Origin of the sequence: Kitasatospora sp. NPDC002551 (genome assembly GCF_040296005.1) — a bacterium.
In the GTDB taxonomy this organism is placed as follows: Bacteria; Actinomycetota; Actinomycetes; order Streptomycetales; family Streptomycetaceae; genus Kitasatospora.
Map to the genome: position 1 here is coordinate 90,295 of NZ_JBEOWI010000019.1, position 19,864 is coordinate 110,158.

General features: G+C 73.6%; 18 protein-coding genes. 12 read left to right on the forward strand and 6 right to left on the reverse strand.

All coding sequences use genetic code 11. From position 1 onward, the window contains the following. Positions 1-400: 400 nt before the first annotated feature. Genes ABT093_RS18410 through ABT093_RS18425 form a run of 4 tightly spaced genes read right to left on the reverse strand, consistent with a single transcriptional unit; the run spans position 401 to position 5,948 of the window. Positions 401-1,420, reverse strand: a complete 1,020-nt coding sequence (locus ABT093_RS18410; RefSeq protein ID WP_350565418.1) for a GNAT family N-acetyltransferase — start codon at positions 1,418-1,420, stop codon at positions 401-403. Then, the gene (locus tag ABT093_RS18415) at positions 1,407-2,939 is read right to left on the reverse strand and encodes a glutamine synthetase family protein (RefSeq protein ID WP_350565420.1); all 1,533 of its coding nucleotides are present in this window, start codon (positions 2,937-2,939) and stop codon (positions 1,407-1,409) included. The genes ABT093_RS18410 and ABT093_RS18415 overlap by 14 nt, the downstream gene beginning before the upstream one ends. Next, positions 2,936-4,348, reverse strand: a complete 1,413-nt coding sequence (locus ABT093_RS18420) for an amidase (RefSeq protein WP_350565422.1) — start codon at positions 4,346-4,348, stop codon at positions 2,936-2,938. Before ABT093_RS18420 ends, ABT093_RS18415 begins: the two co-directional genes overlap by 4 nt. Further along, complete coding sequence (locus ABT093_RS18425) at positions 4,341-5,948, reverse strand: hypothetical protein (RefSeq protein ID WP_350565424.1); 1,608 nt, start codon at positions 5,946-5,948, stop codon at positions 4,341-4,343. Before ABT093_RS18425 ends, ABT093_RS18420 begins: the two co-directional genes overlap by 8 nt. A 449-nt stretch (positions 5,949-6,397) precedes the next feature. Here ABT093_RS18425 and ABT093_RS18430 point away from each other — a divergent pair, with 449 nt between their 5' ends. The 7 genes from ABT093_RS18430 to ABT093_RS18460 are packed head-to-tail and all read left to right on the forward strand — an operon-like array spanning position 6,398 to position 13,719. Beyond that, positions 6,398-7,897 carry a phosphotransferase gene (locus ABT093_RS18430; RefSeq protein ID WP_350565426.1) on the forward strand — a complete coding sequence of 500 codons (1,500 nt, stop codon included), beginning with the start codon at positions 6,398-6,400 and terminating at the stop codon, positions 7,895-7,897. Next, entirely contained in the window at positions 7,894-8,634 is a 741-nt protein-coding gene (locus ABT093_RS18435; protein ID WP_350565428.1) for a class I SAM-dependent methyltransferase, read from the forward strand. The genes ABT093_RS18430 and ABT093_RS18435 overlap by 4 nt, the downstream gene beginning before the upstream one ends. Beyond that, positions 8,631-9,923 carry an adenylosuccinate lyase gene (gene purB / locus ABT093_RS18440; protein ID WP_350565430.1) on the forward strand — a complete coding sequence of 431 codons (1,293 nt, stop codon included), beginning with the start codon at positions 8,631-8,633 and terminating at the stop codon, positions 9,921-9,923. The genes ABT093_RS18435 and purB overlap by 4 nt, the downstream gene beginning before the upstream one ends. Continuing rightward, a complete protein-coding gene (locus ABT093_RS18445) occupies positions 9,910-10,314 on the forward strand; it encodes a GNAT family N-acetyltransferase (protein WP_350565432.1) in 405 nt (134 codons plus the stop codon). The genes purB and ABT093_RS18445 overlap by 14 nt, the downstream gene beginning before the upstream one ends. Then, a complete protein-coding gene (locus ABT093_RS18450) occupies positions 10,311-11,066 on the forward strand; it encodes a gamma-glutamyl-gamma-aminobutyrate hydrolase family protein (RefSeq protein WP_350565433.1) in 756 nt (251 codons plus the stop codon). Before ABT093_RS18445 ends, ABT093_RS18450 begins: the two co-directional genes overlap by 4 nt. Next, the gene (locus tag ABT093_RS18455; protein WP_350565435.1) at positions 11,063-12,457 is read left to right on the forward strand and encodes a methyltransferase domain-containing protein; all 1,395 of its coding nucleotides are present in this window, start codon (positions 11,063-11,065) and stop codon (positions 12,455-12,457) included. The genes ABT093_RS18450 and ABT093_RS18455 overlap by 4 nt, the downstream gene beginning before the upstream one ends. Before the next feature lie 29 nt (positions 12,458-12,486). Beyond that, the gene (locus tag ABT093_RS18460) at positions 12,487-13,719 is read left to right on the forward strand and encodes an MFS transporter (RefSeq protein ID WP_350565437.1); all 1,233 of its coding nucleotides are present in this window, start codon (positions 12,487-12,489) and stop codon (positions 13,717-13,719) included. Between the two features lie 215 nt (positions 13,720-13,934). On the opposite strand, the gene ABT093_RS18465 is transcribed toward ABT093_RS18460, so the two are convergent. Then, the gene (locus ABT093_RS18465; RefSeq protein WP_350565439.1) at positions 13,935-14,375 is read right to left on the reverse strand and encodes a hypothetical protein; all 441 of its coding nucleotides are present in this window, start codon (positions 14,373-14,375) and stop codon (positions 13,935-13,937) included. Positions 14,376-14,687: 312 nt separating this feature from the next. Here ABT093_RS18465 and ABT093_RS18470 point away from each other — a divergent pair, with 312 nt between their 5' ends. Together ABT093_RS18470 and ABT093_RS18475 are read left to right on the forward strand one after the other, a co-directional pair. Next, the gene (locus tag ABT093_RS18470) at positions 14,688-15,767 is read left to right on the forward strand and encodes an LLM class flavin-dependent oxidoreductase (protein WP_350565441.1); all 1,080 of its coding nucleotides are present in this window, start codon (positions 14,688-14,690) and stop codon (positions 15,765-15,767) included. Continuing rightward, a complete protein-coding gene (locus ABT093_RS18475) occupies positions 15,764-16,888 on the forward strand; it encodes an LLM class flavin-dependent oxidoreductase (RefSeq protein WP_350565443.1) in 1,125 nt (374 codons plus the stop codon). Before ABT093_RS18470 ends, ABT093_RS18475 begins: the two co-directional genes overlap by 4 nt. A gap of 14 nt (positions 16,889-16,902) precedes the next feature. Here the strand turns inward: ABT093_RS18475 and ABT093_RS18480 are convergent, their stop codons facing one another. Beyond that, entirely contained in the window at positions 16,903-17,994 is a 1,092-nt protein-coding gene (locus ABT093_RS18480; RefSeq protein WP_350565445.1) for a DUF5937 family protein, read from the reverse strand. Between the two features lie 100 nt (positions 17,995-18,094). Between ABT093_RS18480 and ABT093_RS18485 the strand changes: the two genes are divergently transcribed. The 3 genes from ABT093_RS18485 to ABT093_RS18495 all read left to right on the forward strand — a co-directional run bounded on the left by ABT093_RS18485 (position 18,095) and on the right by ABT093_RS18495 (position 19,784). After that, a complete protein-coding gene (locus ABT093_RS18485) occupies positions 18,095-18,298 on the forward strand; it encodes a hypothetical protein (RefSeq protein ID WP_350565446.1) in 204 nt (67 codons plus the stop codon). 160 nt (positions 18,299-18,458) lie between these two features. Continuing rightward, on the forward strand, positions 18,459-19,094 hold the full coding sequence (locus tag ABT093_RS18490) for a carbohydrate binding domain-containing protein (protein ID WP_350565448.1): 636 nt from the start codon (positions 18,459-18,461) through the stop codon (positions 19,092-19,094). Between the two features lie 42 nt (positions 19,095-19,136). Next, positions 19,137-19,784, forward strand: a complete 648-nt coding sequence (locus ABT093_RS18495) for a carbohydrate binding domain-containing protein (RefSeq protein ID WP_350565450.1) — start codon at positions 19,137-19,139, stop codon at positions 19,782-19,784. Positions 19,785-19,864: the final 80 nt, after the last annotated feature.

Sequence of the window (19,864 nt, forward strand, 5' to 3'; positions counted from 1 at the left end):
CCGGTGCCGCACGGCGAGCACGAGCAACTCGGCCGTCGGCCGGTGGCGGAACCAGGGTGCCGGCATGGGCACCGTCATGCCGGATGGTCCAGGGGCGGGCGTCAGCGCGCTGCGGGCGCCACCGGGCGTTCAGGTGGCTCCCGCTCGCGGTCGTCACCACCCGCCCCGGGACGACGGCTGCGGCTGCGGCTGGCAGGCCCTTCGACGGTCCGACACACGCCGGCTCTCCGACCCGACAGGGATCGTTCCCGCTCCGCTTCGACCGATCGGGGCGGCGGGTCGCTCGTCCCCGGGATCGGGCCGGACGGCGGCGACGAGGTCCTGGGTCCTGGGCGCCGGCCTCGGCCGACTCGCGTGCCCCCTTCCGCCGGGCACACCCGTGACGCGTCACTTCCCCCTGTCACACATCGGTCATGAAGGCCTGGAGCGGCTGGGGCCGCATCCCGTAGCGGACCTTGAAGGCGCCGTTGCGCCGGCCGCCCTCCAGCGTGGGCACGCCGGCCCGCAGACCGAGCTTGATGATGGCCGACATCAGCACGTAGTAGGAGCTGAAGGGGCGCTCCTTCGCCGCGTCGGCGTTGCGGTCGTACCCGCCCGCCCACGCGTGGATCTTCTTCGCCTCCAGGAAGACCACCGCCTTGGCGATGATCTCGCCGTCCATCGTCACCTCGATGATGCGGGCGCCCTTGCGGGTGTAGTGCAGGAACGCCGCGATGCGTTCCTTGCTGTAGTAGCCCGCCGACCCGACGTTGGCCATCAGCACTTCGAAGATCTGCAGGCTCTGCGGGTCCTCCTCGCCGTCCGGCACCCGCTCGGTGATCTTCACGCCGCAGTCGTCGGCGCGGCGCAGCTGCCGGGCGTACTCGCGTCGGGCGTTGTAGCTCAGCGAGGACAGATAGCCCTGCCAGTCGCCCGCGGCGGCCAGGTCGACGGTGTAGCGGGTGTCCAGATCGCTGCCGGTCAGCCCCGCGCCCTCCAGCGCGAGCGCGGTGGGCGAACCGGTGGCCACGTTGATGAAGCCGCAGCGGCCGAGGCCGGCGGAAGCGGCGATCTCCCGCATGCGCGTCACGATCGCCCTCGCGACGACGGGGTCGGTGCGGGTGCTGGCAAGCCGGGTGTCGCTGCAGTGCCAGACGTGACTGAGCAGCGCCTTCTCGTCAGGGCCCATTCCCAGGGCCCGCAGTGGGTCGCCCTGCACGTAGCAGGGCGTCAGCGCGATGACCCGGTCGTCCTCGTCCAGCACCTCGATGTAGTGCACGGCGTGCACCGGCTGGATGGGCTCGCGCTCGTAGGCGCGCAGGAACTCGTGGCCGTAGTAGAACTCGGAGGCGCCGGCGGCGGCGGCGAGTCCGTCGGTCTCCGGGGCCAGGTCCTCGACCGTGCGGACAACGCGGGTGCGGTAGGTCTCAGTACGTCGCAAAGTACTCACGGTGCTCCCATTCGGATTGATGTGCGTCGTCCGCCGCGGCACCAGCCTGCCACGCCGTGTACCGCCGCAACTCGCTACTCTTCAGCCGGAGCAGACATTCTGTCAGCGACGCGCCGAGCACCTCGCGGTAGAAGTCGCTGGCGGCCAGGGCGCCGAGCGCTTCCCGCAGGTCGCGCGGCAGCGGGGGCAGCGCGGTGTCGTGCGGGTCGGCGGCCGGGCCTCCCGGGGCGAGTTCGCGCTCGATGCCGTCCAGCCCGGCCGCGAGCTGCCCCGCCAGGTACAGATAGGGATTGGCGCAGGGCTCGCCCATGCGGTTCTCGATATGGGCGGCCGGATCACCGTAGGCGCCCAGGACCCGCAGGAACGCGCCGCGGCTCTCGACCGACCAGGCGGCGCGGGTGGGCGCGAGCGAGAACCGGTCGGCCATTCGGCGATAGCCGTTGACGGTCGGCACGCACAGCAGGGCCGCGTCGGCCGCGTGTCCGAGCAGCCCGGCCAGGAAGCGTTCACCGGTCTCGGACAGGGCGTGCTCGCCGTCGGGCGAGGTGAACAGGTTCTCGCGCGTGCTGGCGCGGGCCAGGGACTGGTGCAGGTGCCAGCCGCTCGCGTCGAAACCGGGAAGGCCGGGGAGCGCCATGAACGAGGCGTGGTGGCCCAGCCGGGCGCAGACCTGCTTGGTCGTGGCGCGGAACAGCAGCATGGTGTCCGCCGCGTCCAGCGCGCTCTGCGGCGCGAAGGTGAACTCCAGCTGCCCGGGGCCGGATTCGTGCTCGACCGACCGCAGGGGCAGGCCCATGTCCATCAGCGCCCGGGTCAGCGGAGCGAGTACCGGCTCCAGTGCGTCGGTCAGGCCCTCCAGGTTGAACTGGTAACCGCCGTTGACCGGTTGGACGGCCGGTGGCCGGCCCTGCACCCCGAAGCCGCCGGGCCGGCCGGAGTAGTGCTGGTCCACGAGCCGGGTCAGGTACCACTCGACCTCCAGACCCACGACGTAGTCCAGGTCCTGCTCCCGCAGCCCGGCGCAGAGCCGGCGCAGTACTCCCCGGCTGGACAGCGGGTGGGGGGCACCGGAGCGCAGGTACTCGTCGCCGATCACCCAGCCGGTGCGCGGCCCCGTGTACGGGAGCTCCCGGAAGGTCAGCGGATCGGGCACCAGGACGAAGTCGCCCGCGCCGAGCAGTTCGTCGACGCCGATGCCGCCCCCGGGAACGGTGAAGTCGACGGCTGTGGCGTGCCCGGTGTCGAAGACGAACGGCCCCGGGCTGTGGTCCATACCGTTGCGCAGCACCGTGCGGAACGCGTCGGCCGTCAGCGTCTTGGAACGCGGCAGACCGTGCGGGTCGGCGAACACCAGTCGCACGAAGTCCAACGACTCCAGGGAGGCCTCCAGTTCGGCGGCCGCGTCGCGCCGGTGGTCGTCCCACAGGCCGTGGCGCGCGATGAAGTCCCGGCTGCCGGTGCTCACGTCGCCGTAGGCGCGGTGGTCCACCGGGTGGGGGGTGTCGGTCACGTCGGGTGCCGGTCCTTTCCAGGGTGTGCGTCGCGCCGGGGGTTCGCACGTTCGACTTCTGCGGCGACGCGCAGCACCAGGGCGTCGTGGTGCCGGGCGGCGGCGATCTGGAGGCCCACGGGCAGTCCGTCAGGGCCGAAGCCGGCCGGGACGGAGACGGCCGGCAGGCCCGCCATGTTGAACGGGAAGGCTGCGGGGGCCCAGGAGAGCCACGCCAGGGGGGCGTCGTAGGCGGGCTCGTCGGGATGCCAGGCGTCCACGGCGAACGGTGTCACCGGCACGGTCGGCATGGCCAGCACGTCGAACCGTTGCAGGCATGACGCCAGCCTCCGGGTCAGCTCGGCCCGCTCGGCCTCGGCGCGCACCAACTGGACGGCGGTCAGCGTCCTGCCGTGCCGGACGACCGCCAGCCGCGCCGGGTCGGCCGACACGTCGTCCTCGCCGGGGGACGCCGCCGCCTCGGCGGCGGCCAGCAGGGTGACCAGCGCGGGGTAGGCGTCGTCGAACGGCGGCGGAATCGTCTCCACCTGGTGGCCGGCCGCCGCGAGCCGTTCGACCGCCGCCCGCTGGGGGTCCGCCGGCACGGCGGGGCCCGGTGCGCGGAGCCCCTCGATCCAGGCGATGCGCAGCGGCCCGTCGGCGGCGGTGGGCGGGACGGGCGGCGGGGGCGGGAGCAGGGAGTCCGGGTCGCCCGGGTCCGGCCCCGCCATCACGCGCAGCAGCAGCTCCGCGTCGGCGACCGTGCGGGTGAGTGGTCCCAGGTGTGCCAACCGGTCCGGGCAGTGCGGCACGTAGGGGACGCGGCCATGGCTGGGTTTGAAGCCGACGACGCCACAGAAGGCGGCGGGGATGCGGATCGACCCGGCGCCGTCGGTGCCGGTCGCCGCGATGCCCAGGCCGGCGGCCACCGCGGCCGCCGCGCCGCCGCTGGATCCGCCGGCACTGCGGGAGAGGTCCCAGGGGTTCGCCGCCGGCGGCCCGAGACGGTTGACGGTTCCGGCGCTCCAGCCGTGTTCGGACGTGGTGGTCTTGCCCAGGACGATCGCGCCGGCCCGGCGCAGCCGGGCCACGGCGGGCGCGTCCCCGGCCGGCACCGTGTCGCGCAGGGCCAGGGAACCGCGCGTGGTGCGGATGCCCTCGGTCGCGGTCAGGTCCTTCACGCTCAGCGGTACGCCGAGCAGCGGCCGGTCGTCCCAGGCCGCCTCGCCGAGGCGCAGGATGCGCTTCTCGGCGCGGGCCGCCCGTGCCAGTGCCCGGTCGGCGGCCACGGTGACGAAGGCGCCCAGAACCGGGCCGAGTGCTTCGATCAGTCGCAGGGTGTCCTCGGTGTACTCGACCGGGGACAGCTGCCGGGCCGCGTACAGACGGCGCAGCCCGGCGCTGTCGAGATAGCGGAGCGCGTCATCCATGGAAGGCACGGAACCAGTCGTTGCCGAAGTCGCGGACGGTCGCGCGGTGTCGACCCATCGCCTGGTGCAGCACGGCGAGGACTCTGCCGGAGGCGACGGCCGCCCGCAGGTCGTCCGTGGTGTACCGCTCGCCGGCGCTGCGCATCAGGCGCAGGTCGTACAGTCCGGGCAGGTGGCGGCCGGCGTGGTCGATGCCGAGCGGGACGCGGATGGCGTGGCGCACGTCGAAGGCGACGTGTCCGGTGTGGTGCTGGTCGGAGTGGTGCGTGAGGTCCGGCATGGTGGGGGCGAAGAACCAGTCGTCGCGCCCGGGCACGCGGTCGTGGATGCCGAGGGCGTGCGGAAGGTAGTGCCAGGTGTTGAAGCGCATGCGGGCGCTGTAGGCGCTCAGGGTCTTCACCAGCGCGGCACGGTCCTCTCCGAAGGACTCGGCGAAGGCGGCACTGGGCGCGACGCAGCAGAAGAAGGCGTTGCTCCTGAGGGCGAGCGGATCGTCCTCGCCGGTGCTGCCGGGTTCGAGGGGCGCGAAGGAGCGGGGCCCGCGGCCCATGGCGACGTCCGACGCGGTCGCCTCGGCGAGGGTCGTCATGAAGCGGGTGAGCAGGGCCTCGTAGGCGCTGCTGAAGCGTTCGGGGGCGGGAGCGGCGTGGAGCGCGTCGCTCAGTACCTCGAAGGCCGACGCCGTCTCCTCGATGGTCGTGGTGACCGCCCCGATGCCCGCCTCGCGTTCCAGCAGGGCGCGCAGCGGGAGGGGTACGTCGGTGTAGCCGACGGCCGGCCGCAGCAGGTGCTCCGTCTTGTTGAGGTTGACCCCGTGGATGACCCGGTAGAAGACGGTTCCGTCGCCGAGGCGGGCCTGCCGTTCGGCGGCGCAGCGGCGGGCGAGGGCTTCGAGCCCGGCAACGGTGGAGGCCCCCTCGATGTCGGGTGGCTCGGCGCCGTATCCGCGGATGTGTCCGGTCAGCAATGCGGCGACACCGGCGGAGGTGAGGTGAGTGCCGTTGGCTTCCTCGAGCCGGGCCTGGGTGCCGCTGCTCAGCAGGACGGTCGCCAGTGCGACGAAAGCGGCTTCCTCTTTCGACCATTCCTCGGCCGGGACGGCGGCGAGCCGGGCGAGGACGTTCTCGGGAGCGGTGGGTGCGATCGATTTTCCGGGGAGGTTTCCGGAACTGCCGAGATTCGAGAACAACTGGTGGCCCACGTAGACCTGGACCGGGGCCATGTGCAGTAATACATGACCGATGCGCTCCAGGTCCTCCCGGTTCCGTTCGGAAGGACGGCCCGTCATGTACGTGTGGAGTTCGGTACGGCCCGCCTCTTCCGCGGCTTCACTTTCCAGATACCGGCGATGCAAATCCGTTCGCGTTTCCGCGTCGGTCACCAGCGAACCCACGATATGAGAGCCGACCGGGGCGCGGGACGCTTCCCATAAGAAGAGCATGCGTCCGGTACGGTCGAGGATCAGCAGGTCGGAGCCGGTCGCCGCCGGGTCGACGCGTAATTCCCGGGCGACAATCTCTTGGGCGAGCCAAAGGTCGGCGGCGGTGAGAGCCGCGCGTCCGACGTCCTCGGGGAGGCGTCCGTCCAGCGTGAGGACCACGTGCAAGGCCTGCTTCGTGGTGCCGCACCGCCGGGCCCGCCCGACCGTCGATTCAAGTAAATGGGGGAAACCGTCGGATCGAATTGAAATCACCCACCCCTATTCAGCGCCGCCTGGGACCGCACCGAGGTCGTTGCAACTTCAAATTCCATTAAATTTGGATGCTAGCACCGTGAACAGCAGGCGAACCAGGGCACCATCTTGTGACCAAGGTCACACTCTCGGGTGGTTTTCTGCCCCAGGAGCAAGGGGAGCCTCTGGCTCGTCATTGGCGTCATCGACGCCGGGCGGCTGCCGGCCGAGCCGTCAGCAGCTGTGAAGCAACGCCGCAAAAGAGTGCGCACAGCCGCCCTCGATCGGAGCCAAGAGCGAAGGGCGGGGTTCCGCTTTCCGGCCGCATCGATCCCGGCCGCCGGCCGGGCAATTTCACGGGTAAGGTATATCTGGACGTGAGCGAATTACTCACCGAGTCGGCACGGCCCGCCACCGCGGCCGAGCTGGCGAACCTTTATTCCGTTCTCGACGGCCACGGTCTCCTGCCGGACACCGTGGCCCCCTCCGTGATCGTCGTGGAAGCACCCGGCAGCACCGGCCTGGCGCCCGCGCTGGCCGAGCGGCTGGAACCGTTCGGCGTCAGCGTGGCCGCCCTCCCGGCCGAGGCGCCCCCGCGCGGCGCCGAACCTCCTACCGGACGACCGGCACGCACCACGTTCCTCCTCGGCGGAGAACTGCACGGCTGGTGCCTGGAGTCCGACGGGGAGACCGACGAGGCCGAGGTGATCGCCTCCGCGGTGGTCGCCGCCAGGCTGCGCGCCTGGGCCGCCGCCACCCGCCCGGCCCCCACCGTCACCCGCTTCCACCGGCCGGGCTCCGACTCCGTCGGCGTGGTCCAGTTCGACGCCGGAGGCGCGAGCGAACTCGTCGCCAAGACCGGCGAGGCGGGAATGATCCGTTCCGAGACCGGCTTCACCTCACGCACCAACGACGACCTGGCCCGCATCGGCCGGGACGCGCTCTTCCCCCGGCTGCACGGCGTGCAGATCCAGGGCCGGCAGGGCACCAGCCTCATGGAGGCCGTCGAGGCAGCCGACCTGGAGAAGCGTCTCTTCGAGGACGAGGCCCGCACGGAACTGGCACCCGACGCGGCCGACATCCTCGCCCCCTACCTCGACCAACTGGCGGGCTGGTACCGGCTGACCGCCGGCGAACAGCGCCCCACCAGCGCCGACTACCTCTACCGCGAGCGCTTCGACGCCCTGCGCGAGCAGCCCGCCTTCCGCTCCACCTTCCGCCTCTGCTTCGGTGACCGCGACCTCGACGAGCACTTGGCCGCCGAACTGACCCTGCCGGAGGGCATCCGCATCCCCGGCTACACGGCGGCGACCTCCTGGCTCCACGAACACGCCCCCGCCCTGCTCCCGCGTACCGGCAGCCAGGTGCACGGCGACATCTACCCGACCAACATGCTCCGGCGCTCCGGGGGCGGCCCGGTCTTCATCGACCCGCGCACCGTCTGGGAGCACCGACAACGCCCCGACATCGGCTACGGCGACCCCGTCTTCGACCTCGCCACGCTGCTGCACGGCCTGCTGCCGATGCCCGCCATCCTGCACGCCGCCCGGGAGGGCGAACCGGAGGCTCTCTTCGGCGACGCCTTCGACCCCGCCCGGCCGCACGACGTCGGCTCCCTGCGGTTGCCCCTGCGGTTCTCCGACCGGCTGCGGTCGATCGAGCGCCGGCTGGTCCGGACCGCCCCCGGCAGCGAGCCGGAGCCCGTCGTGCGCTGCCGCCTGTACATCGGCGCGGCCTGCTCGCTGGCCGGATGGCTGAAGTACGAGAACACCCTGCGCACCCCCCAGGCGTGGGCGGCGACCTACGCCTACAGCGTCTGGTACCTGTGGCAGGCCCGCACCGTCCACGAGCAGTACACCGCCAAGGAGTTCGCTTGACCGAGTTGGACTACGACCGACTGGCCGCCGAGTACGCCAGGCACCGCCGCCCCTACCCCGGACTGGTGGAGTTCCTGGCGGAATTCGCCGGCCTGAGCGGCGACTCGACGGTCCTGGAGATGGGCTGCGGCACCGCCAACCACGTCGCCGCGCTCCAGCGGCTGACCGGCGCCCGCGCGCTGGGCGTCGACCCCTTCCCGGAGATGCTCAAGGCCGCGGCGACCCACGAGGCCGAGCTCGAACTGCGCACCGGACGCGCCGAGGAGATGGACCTCCTCGACCTGCCCGAGGCGTCCCTCGACCTGATCTTCTCGGTCGACGTGATCCACTACGTCCGGGAGCCCCGCCGCTACTTCGAGGGCGCGCTGCGCGCGCTCAAGCCGGGCGGTGTGCTGTGCACCGCGACGGACTCGGAGGAGATCATCCGCTCCCGCGTCCCCGTGGCGCGGTACTTCCCCTCCACCGTCGAGGTCGAACTCGGCCGCCACCACGCGATCGACGTCCTGCGGGCCGAAGGGCGGGCCGCCGGCTTCACCGACGGCGGCAGCCGGGTCTTCGAGAGCACCTACGAGCTCACCGACGCCACCAAGTATCGCGAGAAGGCCTTCTCCTCCCTCCACCTCATCCCGGATGAGGAGTTCGAATCGGGCCTCGCCGCGCTCACCGCCGAGCTCGCCAGGGGCCCCATCCGGGCCAACAACCGCACGTGCGCCGTCCTGGCGCGGAGGCCCGAGTGATCCCGCGCTACTCACGCCCGGAGATGGCCCGGCTGTGGACCGACGAGGCGAAGTACGCCTCGTGGGTCCGCGTCGAAGTGCTCGCTTGCGAGGCACAGGCACGGCTGGGCACGGTGTCCGAGGCCGAACTCGCCGCGGTGCGGGCCGGCCGTGTGCCCACCCCCGAGGAGGTGCGCGACCAGGAGCGCACCCGCGATCACGAGGTCCTCGCCTTCCTCGCCGCGTACACCGCCTCGATCCCCGACGATGCGGCACGCTGGGTCCACTTCGGCATGACCAGCTACGACCTGGTCGACACCGCGCTGGGCCACACCCTCGCCGCCTCCTGCGACCTCCTGCTGGGCGCGGCCGGGCGGCTGCTGCGGGCCCTCACCACGCGGGCCGTCGAGCACTGGGACACCATCTGCGTGGCACGCACCCACGGCATCCACGCCGAGCCCACCACCTTCGGACAGAAGATGGCCGGCTTCGCCTTCAGCGTCCACCGGTCCGTCGAACGCCTGCGGGCCGCCCGCGCCGCGGTCGCCGTCGGCACCGTCTCCGGCCCGGTGGGCACCTACGGGAGCGTGGACCCGTTCGTCGAGGCCTATGTGTGCGAGGCCCTCGGGCTGGGCGTCGAGCCGGTGCCCACCCAGGTCGTGGCGCGTGACCGGCACGCGGAACTGCTCGGCGCCGTGGCCGTCCTGGGCGCGGTGGTCGAACAGATCGGCCTGGAGATGCGCCTGTTGCAGCGGACCGAGGTCCGTGAGGTGGAGGAGCCCCGGTCCAGCGCCTACCAGGGCTCCAGCGCCATGCCGCACAAGCGCAACCCCACCACCAGCGAACGGCTGTGCGGCCTGGCCCGGGTGCTGCGCGCCGGCCTCGGCGCCGCCCTGGAGGACGTCGCGCTGTGGCACGAGCGGGACCTGTCCCACTCCTCCGTCGAGCGCGTCGTCCTGCCCGACAGCCTCATCGCGGCGCACTACCAGGTCACCAGCGCCGCCGAGCTCATCGAGGGGCTGCGCGTCTTCCCCGACCGGATGCGTGCCAACCTCGAACAGACCGACGGCCTGATCTACAGCTCGACGGTGATGCTGCACCTGATGTCCGCCGGATCCGAACGGGAAAAGGCGTACCGTACGGTGCAGGACGCGGCCACCGAGACCTGGGAGACCGGCCGGCACCTGCGCGAGACCCTGCGCGACCGTGGCATCGTCACTGACGACGACGTGTACGACCCGAGCCGCTTCCTGCGCTCTCGGCACGTCATGCGGCAACGACTGGAGGAACTGCTCCATGTGGAAGTGTGAAGTCATCGACGCGGCCGACCTCGACGTGGCCGAGGTCGCCGACCTGTACCGCTCCTCCGGCCTGGCCGAGCGACGCCCGGTGGAGGACACCGAGCGGTTCACCGCGATGGTCCGCAACGCCAACCTGGTCGTCGTGGCCCGCGTCAACGAGCGCCTGGTCGGCATCGCGCGCTGCGTGAGCGACGGCTCCTACGTCACCTACCTCAGCGACATCGCGGTCGACCGGGCCCACCAGCGGCGCGGTATCGGTGTGGACCTCATCCGACGGGTCCAGGAGGCCGCGCCCCGGGCGAAGATCGTTCTGCTGTCGGCGCCGGCGGCCACCGAGTACTACCCGCACATCGGGTTCACCCAGCACGGCTCCGCCTGGGTCCTGGACGCGGCGCGGTGACGGGAGAGACCAGCGGCAAGCCGGTGGTGGGCATCACCACCTACCAGGAGGACGCCTCCTGGCGCGGGTGGCACCGCCACGCCTCCTTGGTCCCGACGGACTTCGTCGCCGCGGTGACCGCGGCCGGCGGGGTCCCCGTCCTGTTACCGCCCTCCGGCGCCGAGCCCGAGGCCGCGACCGTCATGGCCGACCTCGACGGGCTGGTGCTCGTCGGCGGTGCCGACATCGACCCCGCCCTCTACCGGGCCGAGCCCGGCCCGCATGCCGGCAAGTCGGCGCCGGAGCGCGACATCTGGGAGAGCGCCCTGCTGCGCCTGGCCTTGCAGGACGACCGGGCCGTCCTCGGCGTGTGCCGCGGCATGCAGTTGATGAACGTGCTGCGCGGCGGCACCCTCATGCCCCACCTGCCCGACGTGGTCGGCAACGACGACCACATGCCCGCCGAACCGGTGTTCGCCCCCAGTCGGCTCACCTTGCGCACCGATGCCCTGCCGGGCTCGCTCCTCGGCGCCGAGAGCGACCTCCCCTGCTTCCACCACCAGGCCGTCGACACCCTCGGCGCCGGCGTCGTCGCCACCGGCTGGAGCGCCGACGCCGTGGTCGAGACGATCAGCCTGACCGGTCACCGCTTCGCCCTCGGTATCCAGGGCCACCCCGAAGTCGGCCCCTCCCGGCCGGTGTTCGAGGCGTTCGTGGCGGCGGCGGCCGCCCGCCGGGCCACCCGCGAGCGGGACGGTGTCACCGCCGCATGACCGCACCCGACCCCGGCCCCCTCACCGACCTGCTGCGCCGGACCGCCTTCGCCGACCGGGTGGAGCACGCCCGGCGCCGCTCGGGGCTGCCCTGGGAGCCCTGGCCTCCCGAGGCCACCGCTCCCCCGTCCCACGACACCGGCACGGCCCTGTGGAACCTGCTCCACCACGGCCGGCGGCCCGGTCGCGGCCTCGACACCTCCCTCGCCGAACGCCTCACCGCGCTCGGTCTCACCGACGACACCGGCGGGCCGGGACGCTGGGAGGTCACCGCCTTCCGCGGCCTGCTCGCCGCCCGCGACCGGGCCGGGCGACAGGGCGCCGGCAACGTCTACATCGGCGAGGACTCGCTGCGGTTCGTCGACACCATCCTGCGGGCCCGCCCCACCGGACGCGCCCTGGACGTGGGCTGCGGGTCCGGCATCACCACCTGCGCCCTCGCCCTGACCTGCACGGAGGTCACCGGCGCCGACCTCCAGCAGGACTGCCTGGACGCCACCGCCCTGACGGCCGCCCTCAACGGCCTCGGTGACCGCGTGCGCACGCGGCAGGGCGACTTCTTCCAGAGCCACAGCCCCGGCGACACGCTCAACTGCGTCGTGGCCAATCTCCCCTACGTGCCCGTGCCGCCCTCCCTGCGGTACTCCGCGGCCGGCGATGGAGGGCCCGACGGTCTGGACCTCAACCGCCGGCTGCTGCGCCGCGCGGTCGGCCTGCTCGACCCCCGCGACGGGCTGCTGATCACCCGGTTCCAGAGCCTCGGCGACGCCTCCGGCCCCCTGCTGCTGCCCGAGATCGAGGCCTTCGCCAAGGAGGCCGGCCACGACGTCAGCGTCGTCGCCGACGGCCGCACGGTCCCGGAGGTGCGGGCCGCCCTGACGGCCCTGCACGCACAGCGGCACAACCCGGAGCTGCGGCCCGCCGAGGTACTGGAGACCGTCGACGCCCACATGCGCCGCTTCGAGCAGCCGCACTACTTCGCCTGCGGGATGGTCAGCCGCTCCGGCGGCACGGGCCGGGTCACCTTCACGGACCTCTCCGGCACGCTCTCGCTCGGGGACGTGCTCACCGCCGTCCCCGGCGCGCGGGGCGAGGCGGTGGACGCCGCCGTGCGGCTCTACCGCGGCCGGGCACTGGACCTGCCCGACGGCTTCTGGGAGATCGGCACCGGCGACGACGTGGCGGTGACCGAGCAGCGGCTCCCGGCCCTGCTGGCCGCCGTGGCGGACGCGGGCCCGGCCGGCCTCACCGGCCGCGACCTGGCCCGCGGGGTCTTCGCCGACCGCTTCGAGGCCGACCCGCTCCGCTCGCGCGCCCTGCTCGTCACCACGGAATTGATGACCGGCTGCCTGGCCGACAAGGGCCTCATGGAAGGCAACAGCGCTCAGTGAACCAGCAACACCCGCAGAAGCAGGGGGGCATGACACACCGGTCGGCGGTCCTGGTCCTCGCACTCGGCGCCTTCGCCATCGGCACGGACGGGTACGTCACCACCGGCATCCTGCGATCGATCGCGGACGACTTCCACGTCTCCGTCTCGGTCGCGGGCCAACTGGTCACGGTCTTCGCCCTCAGCTACGCCGTCAGCGCGCCGGTGCTGATGACGCTGACCGCGAACGTCAACCGGCGGGTCATGCTGTACGGCTCCCTCGGGTCCTTCCTCCTCGCCAATCTGCTCGGCGCGCTCGCTCCCGACTACCCGACGCTGCTCGTGGCCCGGGTGCTCACGGGCGCGGCCGCCGCGGTGTTCATGAACACCGCGGTGGCCGCGGCGACGGCCATGACCGGCGAGCGCCACCGCAGCCGCGCGCTGGCCCTGGTCATGGGGGGCCTGTCGGTGGCCACGGCGCTGGGAGTGCCGGTCGGTACCCTGATCGGCGCCCTGGGCAGCTGGCGCACCACACTGGGATTGATTGCCGGGCTCGCGGGCCTGGGGATCGTCGGGCTCGCCCTGACACTGCCCGCCACGCCGTCCCCGCCGCCGATCACGATGGTGGCCCGGCTGCGGGTCGCCGCCGAGCCGGCCGTGCTGCTCGCCGTGCTGGCCAACGCCTGCGCGGTGGCCGGCAGCTTCACCGTCTATACCTACCTCGCCGTGTTCGCCCGTGATGTGACGGGCCTCAGTGCGGCGGGGGTCAGCGCGGTGCTGTTCGCCTGGGGCGTGGCCGCGTCCGTCGGTACGGCGATGGGAGGCCGGATCAGCGGCCGCCGCGGTCCGGACCGGGCGTACCTCACGGGTGTGCTCGGCGTCATCGCGGCATTCGCCGCTCTGGCGCTGGCCGCGCTCCTCGCCCGGGTCGCCCAGGGTCCGGCCACCGTGGTCTTCCTGACCGCGACCGCCGCCTGGGGCGTCCTGTACTGGATCGTGCCGGGCGCCCAGGTCCAGCGCGTCATGGACCGGGCGCCGACCGCACCCACCATCGCCGTCTCCGTCAGCAGCGCCTCCTCCTACCTGGGCGTCGCACTCGGCGGCGGCATCGGCGGGGCCGCGCTCTCCTTCGCCCCCTCCTGGACGCTCCCCCTGGTGGGGGCGCTGTTCCTCGCCCTCGCCGCCGTCCTGACGGTGCGTCAGATCCCCGGGGTGGCGGCGATGCCCCCCGGGGACAGGCCCCACCGGGAGCGCACGGCGGGGGCGGCGAACGCGAAGGAGTAGGTCCCGACCCGCCCGACGGGGATCATGCCGGCCAGGGCCGGGACGAGCCGGCGGCGGTTCGAACGCGCCGAGCGGGAGCCGGTCGCGGCGGGGCCGAGGCCGAGAGGGCGGCGACCGCCGAGAAGGCACCGAGGCAGCCGGCCGAGCGGGACAAGCCGCAGGGCCCTGCCCGGGTGAGCGGGCAGGGCCCCTGTCGTGCGGTCGGGACGGGTGCCTCAGCAGCCGACCGGCACGGTCAGGGTGGCGGTGGCGGGCGGCCAGCCCCACTCGGTGGTCTCCAGCTTGCCCGTGACGGTCGAACCGCACGGCGCGGTGGCGGTGATCCGGCCCACCGGGGTGCTGGAGTGGTCGATGAGGACCGAGGGCGTGATGGTGGCGAGCGTGGCACCGCCGACGACCGTGGCGGTCATCCGGTAGGGGACGGTACGGGCCGTCCAGCCGACGCTGCCGGGCGAGGACTGGCCGTAGAAGGTGACCTGGTCGCCGCTGACGGTGGCGCAGATCTCGTTGACCACCACGCCGCGGTAGCCGGTGACGCAGAGGCCGGGACCGGACGGGCCGACGGAGACGTCGGCGGCGAAGGCGGTGCCCTGGGCGGCGGCGCCGCCGGCGGTCAGGACGGCACTGGTGGCGAGGATGGCAAGGAGCCGGTTCATCGGGTGATTCCCGTTCATGGGTAGGGACGGCAACGTGAAGCCATGTGACATTTCACGCTTCACACCTCGCATGCTGGCATCGATTCTGGCGGAATTCCTAATTCCACCCCCACTTTTGAAGCCTGATGACAATTTCGGCCTTCCGATGACTGAATCGCATCGATGGCTTGCGCTTCATGACGCCCGGTTTCCGTCCGTGAACAGTTGGTTGCGGGCGTTGCCCGGGCGCTCGGCCGCCGCGCAGGATGAACGGGCCCGGCCGCGCCGACGAACGCGCGGCGGACGGGCGGCCGACAGGAGGCGATCGTCGTCGTGTCCGCGCAGCAGCTCCACCTCGCCGTACTCCCACCCGGGGCCCCCGGCCCCGCCGACCCCACCCGCCCCGCCGATCCCGGCGGCCCCTCCGGCCTCGACGGGCTCGCCGGGGTCGCCCGCACCGCCGAGCGGGGCGGGTTCGACTTCCTCCTGCTCCCCGAGACCGCTCCGCCCGGACCCGAGGTCCTCACCGCCCTCGGCGCCCTGTCCGCGGCCACCACCCGGCTGGGCCTCGCCGCCGGCCTGGACCCCGCCGTCCACCAGCCCTACGAGCTGGCGCGCCGGCTGGCCTCGCTCGACCACCTCAGCGGCGGCCGCGCGGCCTGGAGCCTGACGGCCGGCCCCGACGGCGGCGCCGGCGGGCGGCTGCGCCACGGCGGTCCGCCGCCGGAGGCCGAGCGGCCCGCCCACGCCACCGAATTCCTGCGCGCCGCCCGGGCGCTGTGGGACAGCTGGGCGGAGGACGACGTCCCCGCCGACCAGGCCGGCGGCGTGTTCGTGCGCCCCGGCGCGGGCGCGTTCACCCATCACGGGGCGCACTTCGACCTCTCCGGCCGGTTCACCACACCCCGCGCGCCGCAGGGCCACCCGGTGATCGTCCGGACCGTCGCCTCCCCGCGGGACCTCGCCGCGGCGGCCGCCGACGCCGACGTGGTGGTCGTGCCCCACACCGCTCTGGCCGAGGCCCGGGCACTGCGCGCCGACCTCGCCGAGCGGCTCGCCGCCCACGGCCGCGCCCCCGGGGAGCTGAGGGTCCTCGTCTCCCTCGTCCCCGTGCTCGGCGACACCCCGGAGCAGGCGCGGGAGCGCGCCGCCGCGCGCGTGCCCGCGGCGCACGTCGTCGGCACCGCGCGCCAGGTCGCCGACGCGCTCGCCGGGTACGTGCGGGGCGGCGGCTCGGACGGCTTCCTGCTCACCCCGCACCCCGCCGCCGGAGCTCTGGACGCGTTCGTCGACCACGTCGTGCCGCTGCTCCGGGCGGAAGGCCTGTACCGCGCCGAGTACACCGGCACCACCCTCCGCGACCACCTCGGGCTCGACCGGGCCCGCCGAGCGAGCCGGGAGACCGCCGCATGACCAGCCCCGCCGCACCGCCGGCCCCCTCGGACCGGTCCCTGCCGCCGCTGCACCTCGCCGTCGCCCTGGACGGGGCCGGCTGGCACCCGGCCGCCTGGCGCGCCGAGGGCGCCCGACCCGGCGAGCTGTTCACCGCCGGGTACTGGGGAGACCTGGTGACCGAGGCCGAGCGCGGCCTGCTCGACCTGGTCACCTTCGAGGACGCCCTCGCCGTGCAGTCGGTGAGCCTGCGCGGACCCGACGACCGCACCGACCAGGTGCGCGGCCGGCTGGACGCCGTCCTGATCGCCGGCCGGGTCGCCCCGCTGACCTCCCGGATCGGGCTGGTCCCCACCACCAACGTCACCCACACCGAGCCGTTCCACCTCTCCGCCGCGCTCGCCACCCTCGACCACGCCAGCCTCGGCCGGGCCGGCTGGCGGCCGCAGATCTCCGCCCGCGCGGACGACGCCGCCCACTTCGGCCGCCGCGCCCCGGCGACGCTCGCCGAGGCGGACCTCGCCTCCCCCGAGACGATCTCCGGCCGCCTTGCCGCGCTCTTCGACGACGCGGCCGAGTCGCTGGCCGCCGTCCGCGGGCTCTGGTCCGGCCGCGCGCCCGACCTCCCCGTCACCGTGCTCGCCCACGCCCGCATCCCCTACGAGCTGGCCGCCAAGGGCGGTGACGTCGTCTTCGTCACCCCGCACTCCCCCGAGGACACCGCGGCCGTCCTCACCGAGGTCGCGGCCGCCGCCCGCGCCGTCGGCCGGCCCGCCGAGCGCCCGCTCAAGGTCTTCGCCGACCTGCTGGTCCTCCTCGACGACCGCCCCGGCGAGGCGGCCCGGTGGAAGGAGCGGCTCGACGAGCTCGACGGAGCCCCGCTCGCCTCCGACGCCGAGATCTTCACCGGCACCCCCGCCGAACTCGCCGACCTCCTGCTCGCCTGGCGCACCGTGGACACGGCGGGCCTGCGCCTGGACGGCTTCCGCCTGCGCCCCGCCCGCCTCCCCCACGACCTCCGGGCGATCACCCGCGCCCTCGTCCCCGAACTGCAGCGCCGCGGCGCCTTCCGCACCGCCTACCGGTCCGACACCCTCCGCGGCCACCTCGACCTCCCCGCCCCGACGGGCCCGCCGAGCTGAGCGCCTGACACGGCCTACCGCAGCACGGACTCCAGGAAGTCGCTGCCGAGCCGGGCCACGACCGAGAGGTCGAGCTGGTGGAGGACGTAGCGCCCCCGGCGCCGGGTGCGCAGCAGCCCGGCCTTTCGCAGCACGGTGAGGTGGCGGGAGACCTCCGGGGCGGTGATGCCGTACGCGTCGGCCAGCTCGCTCGTCGAGTAGACGCCGCGCGCGAGGTTGCGGCACAGCATCATCCGCATCGGATGGGTCAGCGCGTCGAGGCGCAGCGTGACCGTTTCCACCGACTCGGTGCCGCCGACCTCGCGGTCGGCGACCGGGTACTGGATGACGGGCTGCCAGCCCGGCGCGTAGATGGCGAAGAGGTGCGGCCAGCCGAAGACGCTCGGCAGCAGGGTGACGGCGGTGTCGCGGGCCTCGGTGCGGCCGTGCACCAGCTTGTCGGCGACGATGCGGCTGCCGTGCTCGTCCTCCTCCAGGCTCAGCGCCCGGGACGCCGCCGTGAGCGCCTGCGCCAGGCCCTTGCGGCGCAGCAGGTCGGTCTTGTGCTGGGCGTCGGCGGTGAGCTGGACGCGCACCCGGCGCCAGGTGTCGGCGAAGAACGCCTGCTCGCAGTCCTCCAGAAGGCGTCGTATCCAGGCGCGGGTGGCGGCGGGTTCGGCGAGCATCCGCTCGACGAAGGCCGCCTGGCGCGGGCCGCGCGCCGCCGCGAGGTCGAGCGCGCGGCGCCGCGACCGGGCGTCGACCAGGGGTGAGGGCAGGCCCTTGGGGTAGTGGCTGGTGCTGCAGGAGATCTCCAGGGCCGCGCCGACGAACGTCTCGTCGTCCATGCGGTCGAGGTCGTCCAGTTCCTCGGCGAGGGTCTCCCGGGGCCGGGGCGGCATGAGGAAGTCGGAGCGTGTCGAGCGCCACATGAAGTCGGCCTCGAGCAACCGGTCGGCCAGTTCCGGCGCGAGTGCGGCGGAGGTCGCCGTCGTCCACGCGTGCAGCCGGGCGTGGTGGGCGGGCTCGGCGAGCGCGTGCAGCGCGTTGCCGAGCTCGGCCAGCGGCGAGGGGCAGAAGGTGATCCGCTCGTGGGGCAGTCCGGTGATGTCGATGGTCACGCTCATCCCCCCATGGTGCCGGAGCGGCCCGAGGCGCTCGCACGTCATTTGACCAGGGCCGTCAATCGACGGGACCTGCGGGGCGGCCCGCGGGCAGGGTGGGCGCATGAGCGCACTGCAGCAGCACCTCCTCGACGGCTACCGGGCCGCCCAGCACGCCGAGCCGGCGCCTCCCCTCCCCGGGACCCGGGACGTCGCGGTGCTGCGGGCGGTCCGCGACCACCGCCGCTTCGAAGCCGTCCTGGCCGGCCGCCCCGCCACCGGCCGCCTCCGCCTGGCCTTCCACCGGTGGCTGCGCCCGGCGCGCTGAGAACGCCCGATCGCATTCCGTGACGGATCGTCAACGAATGCCCCGACAAGGATGGTTGAAGGATGCTGCCACCCCTTGACGGCGGCGGTCCGGATCCACCATGGTGTGGCGCACTCCCTCGCACCGCTGCCCCATCGGTACTCCCCCACCCGGAGACGGCATGCGTGCACCCATCCACCCCCGCCCCACCCGCCGGCGCGGACGCGGCGGTCCGTCCGCCGCCCTCGCGGTCGCCGCGCTCACCGCGGCCGCCGCCTCCACCGTCGGCATGGCCACCTCGGCGGCGGAACCGCTTCCGTACGTCAATCTGATCCTCAACGGGGGCTTCGACTCGTACCCGTGGATCTGGTCGTGCGAGGGGAACGTCTGGCCCAGCAGCATCCCGCACGACCACTACGTGTCCGGCCGTCCGACCGCCGAGAGCAACGCGAGATGCTCCCAGCGGGTGCGGGTCCTGCCGAATTCGAGCTACCTGCTCCACGCCACGGTGCGCGGCCCGTTCGCCTTCGTCGGCGTCAGCGGCGCGGGCGGGGAGAACGCCTCCACCTGGTCGAGCCAGACCAGCTGGAACAGCCTGTCGGTGCCGGTCACCACCGGGCCGGACACCACCGAGCTCACCGTGTACTTCCACGGCTGGTACGAGCAGACCGCCTACGACGTGCGGTGGGTGTCCTTCACCGGGCCCGGTTACCAACCGCACCCGTGCGGCGAATCGGCCACCCCGTCGCCGACGGCGACCGACGGCCCCGCGTCCCCCACGCCGTCCCCGTCCTGCCAGCGCACGTACATCCCCTGACGGCCCCCGCTCCGGCCGCACTCCCCCACATCGGAGATCGCCATGCGCTCATCCCGCCCCCGCCCCCGCCATGCCTACGGCGGCGGCCGGCTCGGCGCCGTCCTCGGCGCCCTCGCCCTGGCCGGCACGGCCGCCCTCGCCGCGAACGGCTCCGCCACCGCCCAGCCCGCGCCGCTGGACTGGATCAAGAACGGCGACTTCCGCTACCCGCTCGCCCTGGGCTGGTCCTGCGACGGCGAGTTCGTCCAGACCGACCTCGGGGTGGAGGGCCGTCCCAGCGGGCAGGACTACGCCGGCTGCTCGCAGTCGGTCACGGTCGTGCCGGGCACCGCCTACGCGTTCTCGGCCTACGTGTCCGGCGCGTACACCTTCGCCACCATCTCCGGCACCGGAACGGGCACCGGCGAGGTGACCCTCTGGGCCGACGGACCGGAGACGAAGTCCCTGGCCACGACCCTCACCATCGGCAACGTCCACGAGGTGACCGTCACCTTCCACGGCTGGTACGGACAGGCCCCCTACCGGGTGAGCCGCGTCTCGATGATCGGGCCGATGTACCCCAACGAGTGCGCCACCGCGACCCCCACCCCGGGTGTGCCCGCGCCGACCTCGACCCAGCCCTGCCTGCCCCGGCCGACCACGCCCCCGACCGGCCCCGGAGTCCCCACCCCCACCCCGACCGGGAGCTGACCCGCACCACACCTCGGGCACCCGGCACCCGCCCCGCCACCCGCCCCGCCACCCGCCCCGCCACCCGCCGCGCGCGGGCG